The sequence below is a fragment of the Hymenobacter sp. GOD-10R genome (genome assembly GCF_035609205.1).
Taxonomy (GTDB): domain Bacteria; phylum Bacteroidota; class Bacteroidia; order Cytophagales; family Hymenobacteraceae; genus Hymenobacter.
Genome location: NZ_CP141184.1, coordinates 6,482,313 through 6,502,500, shown reverse-complemented (window position 1 = coordinate 6,502,500; position 20,188 = coordinate 6,482,313). Strand labels below are relative to the sequence as shown.

General features: G+C 55.6%; 10 protein-coding genes and 1 tRNA gene (1 of these 11 running past the window's edge). 6 read left to right on the top strand and 5 right to left on the bottom strand.

The genetic code is table 11. From position 1 onward, the window contains the following. On the top strand, nt 1-812 hold the 3' portion of the coding sequence (locus SD425_RS25615) for an MFS transporter (protein WP_324673701.1). It extends 514 nt beyond the left edge of the window; 812 of the gene's 1,326 nt are visible here — the last part of the coding sequence; the start codon falls outside the window, past its left edge; it ends in the stop codon at nt 810-812. Between the two features lie 151 nt (nt 813-963). Here the strand turns inward: SD425_RS25615 and SD425_RS25610 are convergent. Next, nucleotides 964-1,041: transfer RNA gene (locus SD425_RS25610), tRNA-Val, on the bottom strand. A 180-nt stretch (nt 1,042-1,221) separates the two neighbouring features. Here SD425_RS25610 and SD425_RS25605 point away from each other — a divergent pair. Both SD425_RS25605 and SD425_RS25600 read left to right on the top strand, forming a co-directional pair. Then, a complete protein-coding gene (locus SD425_RS25605) occupies nt 1,222-3,774 on the top strand; it encodes an AsmA-like C-terminal region-containing protein (protein ID WP_324673698.1) in 2,553 nt (850 codons plus the stop codon). A gap of 113 nt (nt 3,775-3,887) precedes the next feature. After that, complete coding sequence (locus tag SD425_RS25600) at nt 3,888-4,778, top strand: TerB family tellurite resistance protein (RefSeq protein WP_324673696.1); 891 nt, start codon at nt 3,888-3,890, stop codon at nt 4,776-4,778. Nucleotides 4,779-4,882: 104 nt separating this feature from the next. Here SD425_RS25600 and SD425_RS25595 read toward each other — a convergent pair whose 3' ends face one another. Continuing rightward, nucleotides 4,883-6,028, bottom strand: coding sequence for a mechanosensitive ion channel family protein (locus SD425_RS25595; RefSeq protein WP_324673693.1), 1,146 nt, complete (start codon nt 6,026-6,028; stop codon nt 4,883-4,885). A gap of 443 nt (nt 6,029-6,471) precedes the next feature. On the opposite strand from SD425_RS25595, the gene SD425_RS25590 reads away from it, so the two are divergent. Further along, the gene (locus tag SD425_RS25590) at nt 6,472-6,780 is read left to right on the top strand and encodes an ArsR/SmtB family transcription factor (protein WP_086594744.1); all 309 of its coding nucleotides are present in this window, start codon (nt 6,472-6,474) and stop codon (nt 6,778-6,780) included. Between the two features lie 105 nt (nt 6,781-6,885). Here the strand turns inward: SD425_RS25590 and hemA are convergent, their stop codons facing one another. After that, complete coding sequence (gene hemA / locus SD425_RS25585) at nt 6,886-8,154, bottom strand: glutamyl-tRNA reductase (protein WP_324673688.1); 1,269 nt, start codon at nt 8,152-8,154, stop codon at nt 6,886-6,888. A gap of 253 nt (nt 8,155-8,407) precedes the next feature. Here hemA and SD425_RS25580 point away from each other — a divergent pair, with 253 nt between their 5' ends. After that, nucleotides 8,408-9,589 carry a HAMP domain-containing sensor histidine kinase gene (locus SD425_RS25580; RefSeq protein WP_324673686.1) on the top strand — a complete coding sequence of 394 codons (1,182 nt, stop codon included), beginning with the start codon at nt 8,408-8,410 and terminating at the stop codon, nt 9,587-9,589. Nucleotides 9,590-9,743: 154 nt separating this feature from the next. Here the strand turns inward: SD425_RS25580 and SD425_RS25575 are convergent, their stop codons facing one another. Beyond that, on the bottom strand, nt 9,744-10,862 hold the full coding sequence (locus tag SD425_RS25575; protein ID WP_324673684.1) for a lipocalin family protein: 1,119 nt from the start codon (nt 10,860-10,862) through the stop codon (nt 9,744-9,746). A gap of 172 nt (nt 10,863-11,034) precedes the next feature. Between SD425_RS25575 and SD425_RS25570 the strand changes: the two genes are divergently transcribed. Next, nucleotides 11,035-11,523, top strand: a complete 489-nt coding sequence (locus SD425_RS25570) for a hypothetical protein (protein WP_324673682.1) — start codon at nt 11,035-11,037, stop codon at nt 11,521-11,523. A 106-nt stretch (nt 11,524-11,629) separates the two neighbouring features. Here SD425_RS25570 and SD425_RS25565 read toward each other — a convergent pair whose 3' ends face one another. Then, entirely contained in the window at nt 11,630-20,047 is an 8,418-nt protein-coding gene (locus SD425_RS25565) for an FG-GAP-like repeat-containing protein (protein WP_324673680.1), read from the bottom strand. Nucleotides 20,048-20,188: the final 141 nt, after the last annotated feature.

Sequence of the window (20,188 nt, the reverse complement as noted above, 5' to 3'; positions counted from 1 at the left end):
AGCTTTTGGCTTTGCTCGTGCAGCTGGGGTTGCAACAAGTGCTTACCTCGGATCAGCTGCATACTTGGGGATGGCGGGTGCCCTTTGCAATTGGATCTGCTGCTGCTATCGTGGCGCTGTACTTGCGACAACATATGGAAGAAACAGGTGCGTTCGTGAGCCAAACACAAGAGAAAGAGAGCACACCGTACGTGGTCAGACAAAGTAAGCTCCGTATTCTGTTGCAGTATCCACGTGAAGTGTTAACGGTAATAGGAATGACCCTAGGAGGAACCATTGTGTTTTACACCTTTACTACTTACACCCAAAAGTTTCTGGTAAATACTGCTGGCTTTACGAAAGATCAGGCTACGCTAATTTCCTTTGGTGCGTTGGCCATAGCAATGGTACTACAACCAATCATGGGCGCGCTCTCCGATTACACTGGGCGCCGTCCTGTCTTGATCTTCTTTGGGGTAGGAGCAACCCTTTCTACTGTGCCGTTAATGCATTTGCTAGGGCAAACTCATACTAGTTGGGCCGCTTTGGGGTTGTTAGCAATAGCTATGATCATTATGAGCGGGTACACATCTATCAATGCAGTGGTAAAAGCAGAGCTATTTCCAACTGAGATCCGGGCATTGGGTGTGGGGCTGCCTTACGCATTAACAGTAGCTGTTTTCGGAGGCTCAGCAGAATACCTTGCTTTGCTAGCCAAAGAACAAGGAGTAGAATCTTGGTTTTATTGGTATGTAACAGGGTGTGCTATCGTGTCATTAGTAGTGTACTTGCGCATGCAGGAGACAAAACACTCGGAGCGTATGCACCCATAGCTAAGTTGTTAGCGTTAGGTCTACCTGGCAGATTGCTTGGATTACTTGGAGTGCTGTGATTAAGACAACAGGTTAAAAAGCTAAGTATTCGCACAGGATGGACAAAAGCAAAAAGCCCACTCAGTATTGCTACTAAGTGGGCTTTTATCATTGGTGGGAGATGTAGGGTTCGAACCTACGACCCTCTGCTTGTAAGGCAGATGCTCTGAACCAGCTGAGCTAATCTCCCGATTACTACCGAGCTTGTGTCCCGATTGCGAGTGCAAATATGGTGGGTCTTTTCGATTCTGCAAAAAAAACTACGACCTTCGGTAAAGATTTTTTTGAGTTGAAAGAGGGCTGACACCTCAAGGAGTTCACTGCCAGTATTTTTGGTTTGCGGAGTAAAGTAAAATTTTTTTTCAAGAGTGTGCTGCTGGGGCTACTGGTACTGCTTGGTAGCGTGTTTCTCGGGATGTGGTTGGGCAAAGATCATATCATTGGTCTCTTTGTGCAGGAGGCTAATGAGTATTTGCGCACGCCAGTACGAGTGAGCAAAATTGATTTATCGTTAATAGATCAATTTCCACGCGTATCTATCACACTGCACAACGTTGTTGTATCGGGGTCGTTGCCGCAGGATACGGTACCGCTAGCCCGGGTCCGCACGTTGTATTGTGCCTTCGATGTATGGGATTTGATTGCTAGGCGGTATCGCGTGCGGGCAGTGAGCGTGCTAGATGGGCAGGTGCAAGTGCGCTTAGATGCACAGGGAAAACCTAACTACGATGTAATCAAGACAAGTAGTACTGGCGACGAAACCAGCAACGAGAATACTAGTAAGCCGTTTGCATTCGCTCTGGAGAATGTTCGAGTACGGCGCGTAGCAGCTGTGTATACCGACTTCGGAAGGCAGCAACGAATTACAACGCTGACGTCGGATCTGCGAGCTACCCTCGCATTAGAGAATGACCGGGTCATGATTCGGGCGACGGGTGCTACACATGTGCAAGCTATTCGGCTCGGCGATGATGAGTATGTGCGCGATAAGTACTTGCAGGTGAAGGCAAATATGGTAGTTGATCGGCACGGTCGAATGCTCACGCTTAATCCATCGGAAGTGCAGATCGGTCCCGCCGCATACGGGGTAGTGGGGACAATCGGCTATGGCGGCGCTACGAAGTTAGATTTGCGCTTTAATGGACATCATACCAACGTGCAGTCGGTAGTGGCATTGCTGCCGCCACGCATGGCGCAGCGCTATCAAGTGTATCGGAGTAAGGGAGACGTGTACTTTCGCGGCACAGTGCGCGGACTGATGACCTCACACGATGACCCACGTGTAGAGGTGCGCTTTGGATGTCGCGACGCATCTTTCTATCATGAGCAGTATGCTGAAGGAGCAGAGCATGTATTTCTAACTGGCACTTTCAACAATGGCAATGAACATGCGCTGCGTACTAGTGCGCTAGCCCTTGCACAAGTGCGGGGTACATTGCAAGGGCGTCCGTTCAGTGGCGATTTGCGCTACGAGAACTTTGTGGATCCTAGTGTGCAGGTTAAGCTACAAGCCGATCTAGATGTTGGCCGTGTCTTGGGTTTTTACCCCGTGGCAGCAATACGTAGTGGGAGCGGTGAGGCTAAGCTAGCTTTCCAGTTTGCGGGTAATCTGCGGCAGTTTAGAACGCAGCCGACTGCGGCCGCGGTGCAATCGGTGGGGGAATTGACTCTGAAAAACGTGCGGCTCCAGCTGCGAGATTTTGCCCAGTCATTCACGAACATGACGGGTACATTTCATTTGCAGCATAACGACGTGAACGTACCCCATTTTACTGGGCGGCTTGGGCGTTCCGACTTTCAACTAAAGGGCGTGGGCCAGAACGGCCTAGGGTGGCTGTTGTTGCCACGTCAGCCCTTGGTGGCTAAAGCTACTTTCACTTCCTCGCTGCTCGACTTCGACCAACTACTGCGAGTGCACACGGCAGGCAATAAAGCAGCACGAGGCAAACGGGCACCGGCAAAAGGGGATCCTTATGAGTTTACCGTATCGCCTACTTTGTCGTTGGACCTGAACACGAGTGTGCGCCGTGTGCGATTTCGCCGCTTCCGTGGGCGTGATTTGCGGGGCATCATTAAGGTGCACAACCAGGTGGTTTCTTCTCCTAACCTAGGTATTGCTGCTATTACTGGCCACGCAACGGTGCGCGGATATGTTGATGCGCGTCAGTCAAAGGTATTGAAGGTGAGTACCACCATGGGCTGCTCACAGCTGCCGCTCGATAGTTTGTTTTACGTGTTCGAGAACTTCGGTCAAAACTTCATTACTGCCCGCCACTTACGTGGTTCGCTGACCGCATCGGCCGAATCTGATATGTATTTCGACCGTCAGCTGACGCCACTAACCGACCGGTTGGAGGCGGAAGTGAAAGCCACGGTGCGCAACGGTGAGCTAAATAACTTCCAGCCGTTGCAAAAGCTGTCGATGCTAGCTAGCCGCGAAAAATTGCGGCACTTGCTTTTCGCGGAGCTAACCAACAACTTTTACATTCAGAGCCGGACGGTGTATTTGCCCGAGATGGAAGTGCGCTCTAATGTGCGTACGGCGTCGCTCCTGCGCGTTACGGGTACACACACCTTCGATCAGCAAATAGACTATCACCTTTCTATTCCGTTGCTGCCTGGTTTGCTACGCCGTGCTAATGGGACGGCAACCGGACCTAGCTTGCTGCTCGCCATTCAAGGGACGGAAGACAACTTCCGCGTGAGCTATGACCGAGCCCGTGCGCAAGCCAACCGAGCTACTATTAGTTCGAATGCTTCGGCCCAGTTGCCTGAGCAACCTAGCCTGTTGAGACGAGCCACGACGACGAGTCCCCTTCCTGCACAGCAAGCAAAACCGGCTGAGCCGCGCAAATTATTTGAGGTGAAAAAACCGGAGAAAAAGCCGACTCAACCGCAACCCGGCGAAGATTTCGGCTTTTAATAGAGGACGCAGAGGCGTAGGACGATAACCTACACGCAGCAAGAATTAACATTTCTTTTTGCTTCCCGTTAAGAAGTTCGGTTATATCTCCCAACTCCAACCGACCCCTTGTCATGAACGAGACGCAAGTTTTGCAGAACTATTCAGAGCCAGAAAAAACGGCTTATCTAAGTGTTATTGCCAGCCTAGCTTCTGCTGACCGCGAAGCTTCACAAGCTGAAGTTGAATTTCTACAGCAACTATCGCAGGCCGCTGGTTTGTCGCAAGGAGCTATGCAGCAAGTAGTTGCTGCCGCCCAAGATTCGACAAACCAAAGTGTACAACAGAACCTCGACGTGCTACGCGGCAGTGAACTGCGCTATTCCCTCATTACTGACCTCATCAGCTTTGCCCGGGCCGACGGTGCTTATTCCAACGATGAGGAAGCCATGGTCAATAAGATTTCTAGCTACCTAGGTATCAACCAGCAGCAGCAGCACACGCTGGAAAACGTGGTAGACCAGGCTGCGCAAGTACCCCACGATGCGAGCGACCCCGCGAAGCAAGGATTCCTCAGCGGTATAGGTGATAAACTCAGCAGCGTCGGTATCCCAAAAGGTGCCCTTATGACGGGACTGTTGGGCATTGCTGCTCCTATGATCCTCTCCCGTGTGATGGGAGGAGGACGTAGCAGTGGCGGCTTCGGCGGCGGCAGCACCATGGGCGGCCTACTCGGCGGTGCCATGGGCGGCGGTAGCAGCATGGGAAGCCTCCTAGGCGGTTTGCTAGGCGGCGGCCTACTCAGCAACGTGCTAGGCGGTGGTCAGAGCTCTGGTGCCGACCCTTACGGCTCTTCTTATCCTCAGCAGGGCACGCACGTAGGAAGTGGCGGCCTAGGTTCGCTTATGTCAATCCTAGGCGGACTGGGTGGGCAGCCGAACTCTGCGCCGCGTAGCGCAGGTGGCGGTGGCCTATTTGGCGGCGGAATGGGTAGCCTACTTGGCGGTCTGTTCGGCGGCCGTTAGTAGATTATTGCTCTTTAGATGAAAAGCCCCGCCAGAAATTCTGGTGGGGCTTTTTTATTGGTTGGAGCTGAGATAAAAAGAGAGAGAGAGTAAGCAGCTAGCCGTTAAAGTAGCGGCTTTTCAGCTACGGCCTGCAAGCTGCTCAGTGAGCCGTCTGGTAAGTGAAGAACAGTTGTATTCGTGCTAGCGAAGGTGCCGCCGTGCTGCTCTACTACTTCTACGAGTCTGTAGTTTAGCTCCTCTTTCACGTTCAGGTACTCGTCGTAGCTGGTAGTCTCGACGAAGTACTGGACGGTGACTTCTTTCGCGGCGGGTGTAAGAGCCGCAAACTTGATCTGTACTTCTGCTGTCACCAGCGCGTGCTCCTGGATGACCCGTTGCCCATCGGCGATGATGTGGCGCAACTGCTCACTGGTCGTGGTGTGGTTTAAGGCGAGCGTAAAGCTGACGCGCCGGGCAGTGCGCAACGATAGGTTGTCGAGTGGTTTGTCGATCATGGCTTTATTCGGCACGGTCACGTAGCTCTTTTCGGCCGTGCGTAGGCGTGTGCTGCGAAAACCAACCTTTTCAATCGTGCCCGTCACGTTACCAACCTCAACCAAATCGCCAACTGCAAATGGGCGGTCGAGAAAGATAGTGAAAGAGGCAATAAGATTCTCGAGGCTTTCCTTTGCTGCAAAGGCCACCGCTAAACCGCCGATACCTAGGCCACCAATCAGCGCCGTGACGTTCACCCCGAATACTTTCCCCAAAATCACTAGGAAAGCGAAGCACATGACGAGCACCTTGAACAAATCCTTGGCAAAAGGAATCAGCTGGTCGTTCAGACGGGAGGGAGTCTGCTCGGCGCGACGGGCAAACACCAATACCGCAAAGTCGATCAGACGTAAGGCAATCCACGCAACGGAAGTGATAAAGCCGATCTGAAAGACGCGGAAAGCCATAAGCTTTGGCCACGGCTCGTGCCGGCTCAGCTCGGAGCTGCGTACCGGGTAGTCGAGCACGTTGAAAGCTAGGTACACGGTGAGTAGAAATACGACGACCGAGACGGGGGTAATGATCAGCTCTTGGAACTGCGCTTCAGAAACACCTTCGGTACGGCTGCGCAAGAAGCGGAACAGCAAACGCGAAAGGAGGCGGGATAGGAGAGTTTTGAAAATGTAGCCAAACAACACGATGCCGAGGCAGGTGAGGTAAGCCAGCATGTTGTTGCCCAAAAAGCGTAGATTCAGAAATTCTTGAACGTTCATGGTAAAGCGTGTGTGGCTGAGCAGGGCAAGCCTCAGGCCAAAACAAAGTTTGTGAGATGGGTTGGGGGACTGCTAAAGAGGAGGTTAAGCTTTCTTAAAAGAAGCACCTACTTGACAGGCAAAGCAAGGCTACTAGTGAGGAGAAAAGAACCGGGAGCATCTCTAAATCAAGTCCTAATTAGCTGGACAAGTCAAAATGCCAAAATTTTTTATAGGGGGTGATAAATAGTATAAAAGTAATTTTTAATGTAATATTGCTTATTAATATACTAAATTGGGTTTGTTTAACCTCATCTGCTTGTTTGTTTGGGGCTGAGCATTACTTACTTAAGTAGAGTTTTTTCGTCTAGGAACGCAATTTCAGGAACTTTGAAGGCCTTAAATATCGTACTAGACATATTCGAGCTTTCTGCAAAATACCAAGAACCTTGTCACACGACCCTATGAAACCGTTGCTTTCGCGTGTAGAATCCAAAAAAGTAGACAAAGCCGCTGCGATGCTTAAAGTGCTGGCTCACCCCAAGCGCCTAGCTATCGTCGATCTACTTGGCAAAGAAGATAAGATGACCGTTACGGAAATCTATCGTTCGCTTGACCTGCCTCAAGCCATTGCTTCGCAGCATCTGATTACCCTCAAAGACCGCGGCATCCTGTCGTCGTTCAAGGTGGGTACGAAGATCTACTACTCGCTCTCTATTCCGAAGCTACTCGACGTAATCGACTCGCTGGAGGATTGCTGCGATACGCTGTAATTTAGCTAGCGTTTATCTCCCGACGCGAAAACAGAAAAGGACCGCCATTAGACGGTCCTTTTTCGTTTTACATTAAGTTGTAGAAACGTGCAGAAAGACACGTGCCTAGGCTACGTTTGGCTGCCGCTCTAAATCGAACAGGTCGGTGAGCGTGTCAATGAGCTGATCGGCTTCGCCGCGCTTACAAGCTGCTTTAAGTTGTAGCACAGGCTGCTTCAGAATCTTCTGCATCAAAGACTTCGTCACTTCGTCGACGCGCTTGGCTTCTTCAGGAGTGAGCTTCTTCTGGAAGCGGTCCATTTCCTCCTGCCGAATCTGCTCTAGTGCATTCTTTAGCTTCTGGATGGTGGGCGACACCATCATTTCCTTGGCCCAATCGGCTAGCCCCGCAATGCTCTCGGCAATGATGGCGCGCACGTGCGGCACAGCATCAAGACGCTGCTGGAGAGCGGCGCTAGCTTTGCTCTGGATAGCATCGATGTTATACATCAGGATGCCCGGTACTTTTTCTACATCGGCTTCAATGCTGCGTGGCACCGACAGATCAATGAAGAACTTGTAGCTCAATACGTCGAGGTGCTCCACTAGCTCGCGCGTGAAGAAGGGCGTGTGATGCGCAATAGACGAAATCACGACGTCAGCTTCTTTCAACCCTTGCACTAGGTCTTCGAAGTCCAGCACCTTCACGCCGCACTCCGCAGCGAGCAGCTCGGCTTTGGAGCGGGTACGGTTGCAGATCGTAACGTCGTGGAAGATCTTGCTGTCACCTAGGTGGCGGCACACATCGGCGCCAATCTCCCCAAGGCCTACTACCAGCACACGGGGATTAGCTACGTCGGCCGTCAGCTCTTCTACTAGCTCTAGCGCCGCGTAGGAGGTAGACGCAGCCCCGTCGCGGAACGACGTTTCCTGCTGCACGCGCTTATTGGTGAAGAAGATGGTGTGCAGCAAGCGGTGCAAGAAAGGCCCAGCGGCATCTTCATCCGCCGACCATTGGTAGGCGTTCTTTACCTGGTTGCTAATCTGTAAATCACCGACAACCTGTGCATCCAAGCCCATGGCCACCTCAAAGAGGTGCTGCACGGCTTCCTGTTCGTTATCGAGAATATCAAAATAAGCGAAGTGCTCACTCAAATCGGCGAGGCCTTTGAGTTGCCCTAGGGCTTCGATAATGGTAGGACTCTGGTCGCGGTCGGCGCTGTAGTAAACCTCAGTTCGGTTACAGGTACTCAACACGAGTAGGTCGTTGAGACCTAGGTCGTGATGGAGGGTGTACAGAAAGCGTCGGCAGGCGGCCTCGTCCAGCGCGATAAGCTCCCGAATGGCTAGAGGAGCTTTTTTGAAGGACAGGCTGACAGCCTTAAATGGGTGCATAGCGGAGTGCTCAAGCGAAACTTTAGGGCGTAAAATTACGCCAGGATTCGTTAGAATAAAACTGATATTCGTCAGGAGTGGTTCGTAACTAACTCGAAGAAAGTCAGAATATGGTTGCCTAGGCTCCCAGAACTCTTTGTTTCGCCGCAGAACAATCTCCACCGTAATTTCGTCCGGTAGCTAGCCCACATTTTGTGCGGATACCTTTGTACTACTTCTTAACGAGAAGAGCTTTGTCTCTTTCTGCCCCCGTTTGATTCCGATTTACGACCAAAAATCCCGCATTAAGCTGCTCATTATTGGTGGAGCGCTGCTCATTGCGGCCGCTACTGTCATTTACACCAACATTCTGGTGAAGCGCCTCACCGAGCGCGAGCAGCAGCAAATTGAGCTCTTCGCCAAAGCGCAACGCTACATTATCAGCACGGAGGAAGAAACCAACTTGGTATTCGTGCAGGAGGAGGTGATTGAGAAGAACAAGACCATTCCCGTCATTCTGGCCGACGACCAAGGCAACATCCTAGGTACGAAGAACGTGGATGTGCCTAAAGGGCTATCGGAAAAAGGCTCGATTCGCTACTTGAAGGGACAGATAGCGAAGATGAAAGAGCAGCATCCGCCTATCGTGGTGGAGTACGCGGGGGGCGCCCGGCAGTTTATCTATTACAAAGATTCGGAGCTGCTCACGCAACTGCGCACCTATCCGCTGGTGCAGCTAGCCGTTATTACGTGCTTGGCGGTGATTGCCTACTTCGCGTTCAGCTACTCGCGCCGAGCCGAGCAAAACCGCGTGTGGGTGGGCCTAGCTAAAGAAACAGCGCACCAGCTTGGCACGCCGCTGAGCAGCCTGATGGCCTGGCAAACCTATATGAAGGAGTCGGAGCGTTTTAAGGACGAACCGATTGTGGAGGAGCTAGGTAAGGATGTGCGGCGGCTGGAAATTATTACGGAGCGTTTCTCCAACATTGGCTCGGTACCGATTCTCAAGGATGAAAATATCCTGCAAGTCACGCAGAATGCCATTGCGTACCTGCAAAGCCGGGTGTCGAAAAAGGTGAGCTTTACCATCACTACCTCGCTGCCGACCGATATGCCCGCTAAGGTTAACATTCCGCTGTTTGACTGGGTAGTCGAAAATATCTGCAAGAACGCCGTCGATGCCATGGATGGCCGCGGTAGCATCAACATTCACTTGCGTCGCCCGGCCCGCGGTAAAAACCAGATTGCCATTGATATTACGGATACTGGCAAGGGCATTCCGAAGAGCAAGATGGAATCGGTGTTCCTGCCTGGCTATACTACTAAAAAGCGCGGCTGGGGCCTAGGTCTGGCGCTGGCAAAGCGTATTATCGAGAACTACCACGAGGGCAAACTTTTCGTGAAATGGTCGGAGGTAGGGAAGGGCACTACTTTCCGGATTATCCTGAACGGCTAAGTTTTAGAGCCTAGCCACAAGCAGCTTAACCATTACAAACAAGCGGTCATCCTGACGAAGGAAGGACCTTATTACCGCAGAACAAACCAAACTGTTGTTCATGCGTGATAAGGTCCTTCCTTCGTCAGGATGACACTGCGTTTTCAGCGCCGTGCTATTTTGCTTGGGAAGTAACCTCAGCGGTTTCTTCCACCACGGCTTTGGCTTTCTTCACCTCGCGGCGGTTGGTTATTTCCACGTAGCTGTTGCCGGTCACGGGTTTGCCGTTGTGGGTGCCAGTCACGCGGCACATGCCTTCCCAGTAGTACAGGTTGAAGATGGCGTAGAAGTGAATGCGTAGTTCCTGGTCCGGGATGAGTGGCTCCACGATGAGGTCGTAGCCTTTGCTCGGCACCCGCACGCGCCATTTGCTTGGGTAGCGCAAGCCGGAGCTAGGGCTGGTCCAATAGGCTAGGTTTTCTACTTGAAAATCAGCGGGCTCTAAGTGGGTGTTGTCGGCTTTGGCGGAGAAGTGCGAGCCGCCGCCTAGCTTTTTGCCCGTGGGCCGGTGCACGAGGTTGTAAAGCATCATTTCCTCGCGCGGCTCGTCGAGTTGGATGGAAAACCAATCCCAGCTCACGTCTTTGGTGCCGCTCATGTTACAGTTCCACTGGCGGTCGTACCACATTTCGCCCTCTACTTCGTGGGGCTTGCCATCTATTTCGATGGTGCCGCTGGCGTCGAGGCGGGGGTAGCTGTAGTAGCCTACTTTGTTCATGGCCACATTACGGTCATAGCCGTTGCCGCCGTGCATGAGCACTTCTTTGGCGGGCTTCGTTTTGAGGTTGATGGCCGTGCCGGGATGGTCGACCATACGGGCTTGCATGTGGTAGCGGCCCTCTTGGCCCGTGAGCGTCCATTTCTGGGCCTTTTTGCGCATGGTGAGGTCGACGGGCAACTGCGCGGGTAGAAAGCTAGGTAGCTTGGAGTAGTTGTAGTCGTAGCGAAACTTCTGGGCGTCTGGGTCACTCACGGCCACATTCACCATCATATAGTCTTTGTCGCCGGTGGGGTTGAAGTGAAAGAACACGTACTCAACGCCGTAGCGCTTGCCGGTTTCTTTATCTTTCAAATGGCCCGTCAGGTACCACCATTCTAGGGAGTTGCGTACGTGCGGGGCTTCCTCCTGGGGAAGAACGGCCTTCTCGCCAGCTACATCATACTTGGTAGTGAGTCTATTAGAGCAGCTTGCAACGGTGAGTAGCAGGAAAACGGATAGCAAAAGTTGTTTCATCTTCTAGAGAAGAGTATACCCAGGGAAAAGGTTTGATACGGTCAGGCTCCGGCGAGCAGCTTGAAGCAGCCCGATAGAACACAAGCCTTGGGTAAACAGGCTAGGATACTCATTTTGTTCGGAGCGCCGTTACCTTTGGCCGAGCTAGGTTATGCTCCCTTTTCTCTCTTCTATGCGGCGCTCCAAACTGCTACTTGGCGGGCTTCTACTCTTGCTGCTACCCGTGCCGCTGTCTGCGCAACAAGCTACTCAACCAAGTGTGCCCAAATACTTATTGGGTACGTGGCAGTTGCAGCAGCTGGCTTTCGACGCTCGCCGACCACTAAATGACGCCCAAATCGAGCAGCTGTTCCACGACCCTGCTGGCGAAATCAACCAGGAGCTGAAACATGGCCAGCTGATTCAGCAGCTAACGTTTCGGCCTGATGGCTCCTACCTATTGAGCATTAGGCAAGCCACGCAAGGAGCCATGTCGGAGCAGGGTACGTACTGGGTGCGCCACGATACCCTCTATGCCCGCACGGCTAGCGGCCAAGCAGCAGCCTTCAGCGGCGAAGTATTGGCCCGCTTGAAAGCGAAAGAGCTGATCTTAGAGTTTCCTTTCTGGAAACCTCAAGACCAAGTGTTTGAGCAAGAGAAGTACCAGCGCGTGAAGCAGTAGCAACCACCGAACGCAAAAGCGCCCGGCTCTTTAGTAAGCAACCTAGGTGGTCTGCCTACCGAAGAACCGGGCGCTTTTAGAAGGCAGCCGATGGTGTTTTAATTGGCTACTCCACCATCAGGCGTTTTGATACAATGCCTGCGTTGGTACGAATGCGTACCGTGTACACGCCCGCGGCTAGCTTGCCTAGCTCTAGTTGGATGTCGTCTACGGTTTGCTTAGCCGAGAATTTCTGTTCGACAACCGTCTGCCCGAGGGTGTTGAGTACGCTCACGTGCAGGGCTTGCTTGGTCAGGCTAGCGGGTAGCTGAAGCCGAACAAACGCATGCGCCGGGTTCGGGTACACACCAGTCTGCTCGGCCAGGGCTGCCGTATTGGCTAGCACCCGCGCCGAGGAAGCTTGGTTCAGGCGCACGCTCATGTTGCTGCTGAGGTAGTTGGCTGTTACCAAGTCCAAGGTGCCGTTACCATCGACGTCGCCCAAGGCTAGGTAGGTGGGGTTGGTGCCCACGGCTACTTGCTGGGTGCCGCTGAAGGCGCCTACACCATTGTTCAGGCGCACACCGATGCTATTGGTAAGGCTATTGGTGGCAAACAGGTCCAAGTCGCCGTCGCCATCAGCATCCCCCAGGGCTAGGCTGTTGGAGCCTTGCCCTACGCTCACTTTTTGGGTGCCGCTGAAGGCGCCTTTACCGTCGTTGAGGCGCACAGCTACCACGCTGCTCGTGTAGTTTTGAGCGGGGTTGGTGTAGTCATAGTAGTTGGCGGTGAGCAAATCTAGGTCGCCGTCTTTGTCGATGTCACCTAGGGTCACTTGGTAGGGGTTGAAGCCAACTTGTACATCTGGGCCACCTATGAAGATGCCTTTGCCATCATTCAGGCGCACGCTGGCGGTAGTGCCATTCGAGCTAGCCGTCACAAAGTCTAAGTCTCCGTCGTTGTCGACGTCGCCGAGCACGATGCTCAACGGGCGCGTACCGACCACCACTTCTTGGGCGGCGGTGCTGTTGAAGGTGCCCGTACCATCGTTGAGGCGCACGCTCACGTTGCTCGTAGCTAGGTTTTCCCCGGCGGCGCTGGTGCTGTAACGAATGTAGTTAGCGGCCAGCAGATCCAGGTCGCCGTCGCCGTCAATGTCGCCGAGCGCTACCGCGTGCGGACTAGTCCCCACGGCTACATCCTGCCCAGTGTTGCTGAACGTGCCGCTGCCGTTGTTGAGACGCACACTCACGAGGCCGGGAGAGAACGGGTTGGGGCTGCTATTCGAGTTGGCCGTCACTAGGTCTAGGTCGCCGTCGCCGTCTACGTCGGCTAGCACTACGTGCGAAGGACCTTTGCGCACTACCACGTTTTGGGTGCCCGTGTAGGTGCCGTTGCCGTTGTTCAAGCGTACACTCAGGGTGCCGTTGGCGCTGAATGAGTTATCGTTGTTGGCCGTTACCACATCGAGGTCGCCGTCGCCATCCACGTCGCCCAAGGCTACGCTTTGCGGGTTGGGTGCGGTGCTAGCTTCGGAGCCGTTGCCGAAAACGCTCGCCGCAGGAGCCGTAGCAGCCGTAAACTGAAAGCTATGCGGTAGCGCCAGTCGTTGGTTGCCGCTGCTGTTCTGCACCGTAGCGGCCAAGCTCGCAAACACGGTTTCGCCGGGCTTAAAGCTGGTCGTCGGTACGAAGCTGAGAGTATTCCCGGTTACTGTCGTCGTTCCGAATTTGCGACCACCAGCTTGCGTGCTAAACACCCGCAGTGCGCCTTGGGTGGCGGTTCCGCTGCTCAGCATTTGGTCGAAGGTGAGGGCCACTGGGGTAGCGCGCGGCGCGGAGGGCGTATTGCGCGTCGGCGTAACGGCGGTGATGAGCAGCGAAGGGCTAACTGTGAAGACCACGCTATTGCTGGTGCCAGCAGGCGTAGTTACCGTGAGGGGTCCAGTCGTCGCGCCAGTAGGTACTGCTACGGTAATCTGGGTAGCCGAATTGACTACAAAAGCTAGCTCGGCTACTCCATTGAAGGTCACGCGGGTAGCACCCGTGAAATTGGTACCCGTGATAACCACCGAAGTGCCCGGCGTACCAGCACTGACAGACAGGCCAGCAATCGTGGGCGGCTGCACAGCCTGATTTAAGCGTACACCTACGAAGCCGTTGTAGGTAGCGGAAAACAGGTCGAGGTCGCCGTCGTTGTCCACGTCGCCGAAGGCCACGCTGAGCACGAAGTTGGAAATCGAGCTAGGGTCGTTAGTTGCAATGTCCTGGCTGCCGGAGAAGGTGCCGGTGCCGTCGTTTAGTCGCACGCTGGTCGTGCCCTGGTCGAAGCCGCGCGTACCGGCCGCTAGGTCGAGGTCGCCGTCACCGTCCACGTCGCCGAGAGTTACGTCGAGCGCACTCCCGTTGATTAATACCTCTTGCGTGCCACTGAAAAGCCCGGTGCCATCGTTCAGGCGCACACTGGCCGTTGTGGTTGCCGGAAAGCCGGAACCTACTGCTACTAGGTCGAGGTCGCCATCATTGTCTAGGTCGCCGAGGGCTATCCGGCGGGGAGTAGCACTGGTGCTTACCGTCTGGTCGCCCGAGAAGGTGCCCCGTCCATTGTTCAGGCGGACGCTGACGCCAGTGGTTGCGCTATTCAAGAGTAAGTCGAGGTCGCCGTCGTTGTCGGCATCTCCTAAGACCATGGTGGAGACGTTGGTATTAGCCGCTACGGTTTGGGCACTCGAGAAAACGCCTGCCCCGTTGTTGAACAGCACGTACACCTGATTGGAGGAAGACGCATAAACCAGCAAGTCCTGGTCACCGTCGCCATCTACGTCGCCGGTTGTCGCCGTCGTCGCGGCATTGGCAGCCGAGGCATCCTGCCCATTGCTGAAGGTGCCCGTGCCGTTGTTCAGGCGCACGCTGATGGAGCCGGCGTAGTTGACCGTCAGCAGATCTAGATCACCGTCACTGTCTACGTCGCTTAGTAGTAATTCCTGGGCATAGATCCCTACCGATACTTGCTGCGCGCTGCCGTATGTGCCGTTGCCAACATTCAAGCGGATGCTTACCACGCCATTACTAGATGTATTGGAGTGAAGAGTCAGCAGATCTAGGTCGCCGTCGCCGTCGATGTCGCCGGTAGCTAGGTCTAGAAATGTCGTGTTGTTGCCGCCGATCTGGACAGCCGTGTTCAGGTCACTGCCCCCGTTGAATGTACCCGGCGAAGCGCTGGTGGCCGTCGTAAATTGGAATACGTGGGGTAGTACCGATACGCCGCTGGCGCCTTGGGCCGTGCTGCTTACCGAAGCAAATACCGTCTCGCCCGCGCGGAAGGGCGTAGCTGGCGCAAACGACAGGGTGCTGCCGCTGAGCGTGGTGGTACCCGCTTGCTTACCGCCTTGCGAGCCGAAAACCTTCAGGGCCGCTTGCGTAGCGGGCGTGTTGCTTAGAGGCTGCGTGAACGTGACGGCCACGGCCGTGTTGCGCGGCGCAGCGGGCGCGTTGCGCTTTGGCGTGAGCGTAGCTACCGCTACGGCTGGCACCAAGGTTATCGGGAGACTGTTGCTAACGCCAGCCGTTGTGGTTACCACGAGGGCGCCGGTAGTGGCACCCTCGGGCACTACTACCGTGAGTTGGGTGGCCGAAGCGGCGAGTATTTCCTTTACGGGAGTGCCGTTGAAGGTGACTTTGGTGGTTTGCGACAGATTCGTGCCCGTAATCACCACGGCGTTGCCCACCGCGCTAAGCGCGGGCGCTACGTTGGCCAGGGCTGGGAGCGGCTGGTTCTGGTTCAGGCGCACGCTCACGTTGGTGGCATTTGTCGTGAGCAGGTCGAGTGTGCCGTCACCGTCCAGGTCGCCGAGGGCTAGGTTGGTGGGAGTAGCGCCCACGGCTACTTCCTGGCCGGTGCTCAGGGTGAACTTGCCGGTGCCATCATTCAGGCGCACGCTCACAGTATTGGCCCTGGAGTTGGTTGTGAGCAGGTCAAGGGCGCCGTTGCCATCTACGTCACTCAGGCGCACACTCACGGAGCCATTGCCAATGGCTACTTCCTGCGTGCCCGAGAAGGTTCCCTTGCCATCATTCAACCGCACGCTGGCTAAACCTGTCGTATTACTAACCGTCACCAGATCCAGGTCGCCGTCCGCATCCAGGTCGCCGAGAGCGACACTCGCGGCATAGCTGCCTACGCTGGCAAATTGCTGCGTATTGAAAACGCCCGCGCCGTTATTGAAGCGAATGCTCACGCCACTGTTAGCTGCATTCACGGCTACCAAAACATCCAAGTCGCCGTCGCCATCCACGTCGCCGATAGCAGAGCGACTCCCTCCGCTGATCGACACGCCGTTGGACATGCCATTGGCGAAACTGCCATTGCCCTCATTACGATACACGACCAGTGAACCAGCAACATTGGTCGTAAGCAGGTCGAGGTCACCATCGCCGTCGACGTCGCCGAGGCTGACAGTAGTGTTATAATCGGCTATTGAGAATAGCGGCGGCGTGAAGGTGCCGTTACCATTGTTCAGTAGTACATCCAGAAAGCCGCCGGCAGCAATCGTTACTAAGTCCAGATCAGTGTCGTTATCTAAGTCGCCAACCTGAACCCCCACATAGTTGCGGCCCTGAATGATTATCTGAGCCGTGCTGAAGGTGCCATTGCCATTGTTGAAACGAATGGTGACGTTCCCTTGGGTCGCCGTGAGCAGATCCAGGTCGCCATCGCCATCGGCATCGGCCGTTACAATCTCATTAGATGCTGTTCCAATTGTAAAATCGGTGCCGCCGAAGAAGGTGCCGGTGCTGGGATTAGTGGCTGTAGTGAACTGGAAGACCTGTGGTAAAGCTAAGTTGCCGATGCTGCCCTGTACCGTTGGGGTAACGGAAGTGAACACCGTTTCGCCGGCCTTGAAGCCAGTAGCAGGCGTCAGAGTCAGCGTGTTGCCACTGACCGTAGCCGTGCCCGCTTTCTTGCCGCCAGCTTGGAAGCTAAACACTCTAATACCTTGCTGGGTAACGGCGTTGTTGCTCAGCGGCTGATCGTAGGTGACAGCTACCGCGGTGGTGCGCGGTGCCGCTGGGGCGTTGCGCGTCGGCGAAACGGCCGTTACGATTGGGCGGGGCGCTACCGTGAAGAGCACTGCGTTGCTAGCGCCAATCGTCGTGTTCACCACTACTGGCCCCGTCGTAGCGCCTGCCGGCACGGCTACGGTAATTTGGGTGGCCGAATTAACGACGAAGCCCGGTGCGGGTGTGCCATTAAAGGTGACGCTGCTCACCGTTACGCCCGAGTTGCTAGCGTTCAGAAAGTTGGTGCCCGTAATCACGACGGTGCTGCCAACAGGGCCTGCAATAGGCGTGAGGCTCGTGATAGTGGGACCAGCCAAGACCTGGTTCAGGCGTACGCTCACCGTATTGCTGACAGTGTTGGCCGTCACGAAATCTAGGTCGCCATCATTATCCACGTCGCCCACGGCCACGCCGTTTGGTTGCGTGCCGACGGTTACGTTCTGAGTGCCCGAGAAAACGCCGCTGCCATTGTTGATCCGCACGCTGGCGGTGGTACCGTTGATGATGCCGCTAAAGGAAACGCGGCCGTAGCTGGCGGTCACAAAGTCCAGGTCGCCGTCGCCGTCCACATCGGCTAGATTAAGGCTGCGCGGACCGTCGGCCACCGTCACGTTCTGGGTGCCGCTGAAGGCGCCGCTGCCATCGTTCAGGCGGACGCTCACGCTGTTGGTGCCGGTGTTGCCGGTCAGCAGATCCAGGTCGCCGTCGCCGTCTACGTCGCCTAGGGCTACGGCTTCTGGGTTGTTCGCAACATTCACCGTTTGGGTACCGCTAAAGGTGCCACCGCCGTTGTTGAAGCGCACGCCCACAGAGAAGGAGTTGGAGGAAGGCACCACCAGATCTAGGTCGCCATCGTTGTCGAGGTCGCCGAGGGCCAGGGCCGTCGGGCGCGAGCCTACCGCCACTTCCGAGCCGCCGCTGAATAAGCCACTGCCGTTGTTGAGGCGTATGCTCACGGTGCTGCCCGTAGAAGATGTGGCAGAAGTGTAGTTAGCCGCTAGCAGATCCAGGTCGCCGTCGCCGTCAACGTCGCCTAAGGCTAGGGCGTGCGGGCTGCTCTCCACGTACACTTCTTGGGCGCCCGAGAAGGGGGTGCTGCTGTTGCCGACGAAAATACCTTTGCCGTCGTTCAGCCGGACACTGATGGTGTTGCCGTTGGCACTGGCCGAGAGCAAATCTAGGTCACCATCGCCGTCCACGTCGCCGAGCACCAGGTTGTAGGGACCTGGACCGACGTTTATTTCTCGTTCATTGCTGTAGGTGTTGTCGTAGGTGCCGTCACCGTTGTTCAGCCGCAGGCTTACAAGGCCACTGATGAGGTTAGTGGAGCTATTGTTAGCCGTCATCATGTCTAAATCACCATCGCCATCCACGTCGCCGAGGACTACGTTTTGGGGCTTGGAGCCGACGCTTACCTCGGAGCCGCCCGCGAACGTGCCGGGGCTAGCTGCTGCCGCCGTTGTAAACTGAAACACCTGGGGCGAACCTAGGGTCGCGTTGCTGGTGCTTTGGGCAACCGTCGTGACCGACCCGAACACCGTTTCGCCTGGCCTAAAGCCGCTGCCGGGCGCAAACGTCAAAGTGTTGCCGCTGATGGTGGCGGTGCCCGCTTTCTTGCCGCCTGCTTGTTGGCTGAATACGCGTAACGCTTGCTGGGTAGCCGTGCTGGTATTTAAGGGTTGGCTGAACGTGACAGCCACTGGCGACGTGCGCGCAACAGCCCGTGCGTTGCGTGGTGGCGTAATGCCCGTGACGGTCATGAGCGGACCCACGATGAACGATACGCCGTTGCTACTACCCAGCGGAGTCGTCACGACCAGCGGGCCGGAGGTGGCGCCGGCGGGCACTGTGGCGGTAATCTGGATGGCTGAGTTCACCACAAAGTTGGTGGCCGGTACCCCATTGAATGTCACGCTGGTAGCCCCGATCAGGCCCGTGCCAGTAATGACGGCGGTGCTGCCTACCGTACCCGCGCTAGGCGTCACGTTGGCCACCACCGGGGCAGTTAGGTTTTGATTCAAGCGCACGTTTACCGCCGCGTACGTGGTAGCGAGCAGGTCGAGGTCTTTGTCGCCGTCCACGTCGGCTAGGGTCACTTGGCTGAGATAGCCGTCGATAGTAACTTGCTGGGTACCTGTGAATGTGCCTTGACCATTGTTCAAACGTACGCTGGCGTTGCTGCCAGCCGCTATTAAATCAAGGTCCTGGTCGCCGTCGACATCGCCGAGCGTGACGCTGGTTGGGTTTTCTGGTAAGGTTACTTCCTGGTTGCCGCCGAAGGTACTGTTGCCGCTGTTCAGGCGCACACTGGCCGTGCCGCCGCTGTTGTTCGCGGTTACCAGGTCCAGGTCGCCGTCGCCGTCGATGTCACCTAGTGCTAAATGAGTTGGGTTCGAGCCGACGCTCACTTGCTGCGTGCCCTCGAAAATGCCTTGGCCGTTGTTTAGCCGCACGCGCACCAGGTTGTCGGCGCTGGCCGCGGCTAGGTCGAGGTCGCCGTCGTTATCTAGGTCGCCGAGGCTGATGCTGGTCGTAGAGCCAGGGATGCTAAGTTCCTGACTGCCCGTGAAGGCACCTTGCCCGTTGTTCAGGCGGATGCTGATCAGGCTGCCCGGCGCAGACAGGTTGGAGCCTGCGGCCAATAAGTCGAGGTCACCGTCGCCGTCGATGTCGCCCACGGCTAGGTCTTGGGAAGACCACGCTACCGATGCTTGTTGGGTACCGCTGAACGCGCCCGCGCCGTTATTGAGCCGGATGCTGACGGTGCTGTAGCCGAAGTTGTTGTTGAGTGCTAGCAGGTCTAGGTCGCCGTCGCTGTCTACGTCGCCGAGCACGACGCTCAACGGGTTGGTTTCGAGGGCTATATTTTGGCTGCCGCTGAAGGTGCCGTTGCCATTGTTCAGGCGCACACTGGCCACGCCACTGCCGTAATTCCAGCAGGCCGCTACCAGGTCGATGTCGCCATCGCCGTCGATGTCGCCGACCGCTACGTCCTTGGGCTCATTGCCGACGGCCACGCCACCGCTGCCTTGGAAAGTACCGAGGCTAGGTACAACAGCCGTGGTAAACTGAAAGACGTGGGGCCGGGCGGCTACGCCGCCGCTGCTCTGGGCTGCCGCCGTGACGGTGCCGAATACCTTTTCGCCCGCTTTAAGGTCGGTGCTTGGGTCAAAGGTGAGCGTACTGCCGCTGACGGTGGCCGTGCCCGCCTTTTTGCCACCCGATTGCGCGCTAAACACCTTCAGCGCTTGCTGGGTAGCCGCGTTGGTGCTTAGCGGCTGGCTGAAGCCCACGGCGACGTTGGTGGTGAGCGGCGCCGAGTTGGCATTGCGTACCGGCGTCAGGCTGGTCACCGTCGGAGTTTGGGCGTGGCCAAGGGTGGCCTGGGCAAGTAGCGCTACGACAAGCCCACCCCGAAGCAGATGGCGCGAAGTAGCTCCTACCACCTGATATGTGGTAGGTTTAGGAGTATGGGTTTGATTCATAGCAAACGGTAGGGAGAGGAAGGAACTACTAGAAGAGATAACTCGATAGAACAGCTGTCGTAAGCTGAGCGCTTGCGGTGCCCCGTGAAAGAAGCAGTTGTTAGTAGCCCGGAGAAGAGCGGTAAACTTATTCATTTATTG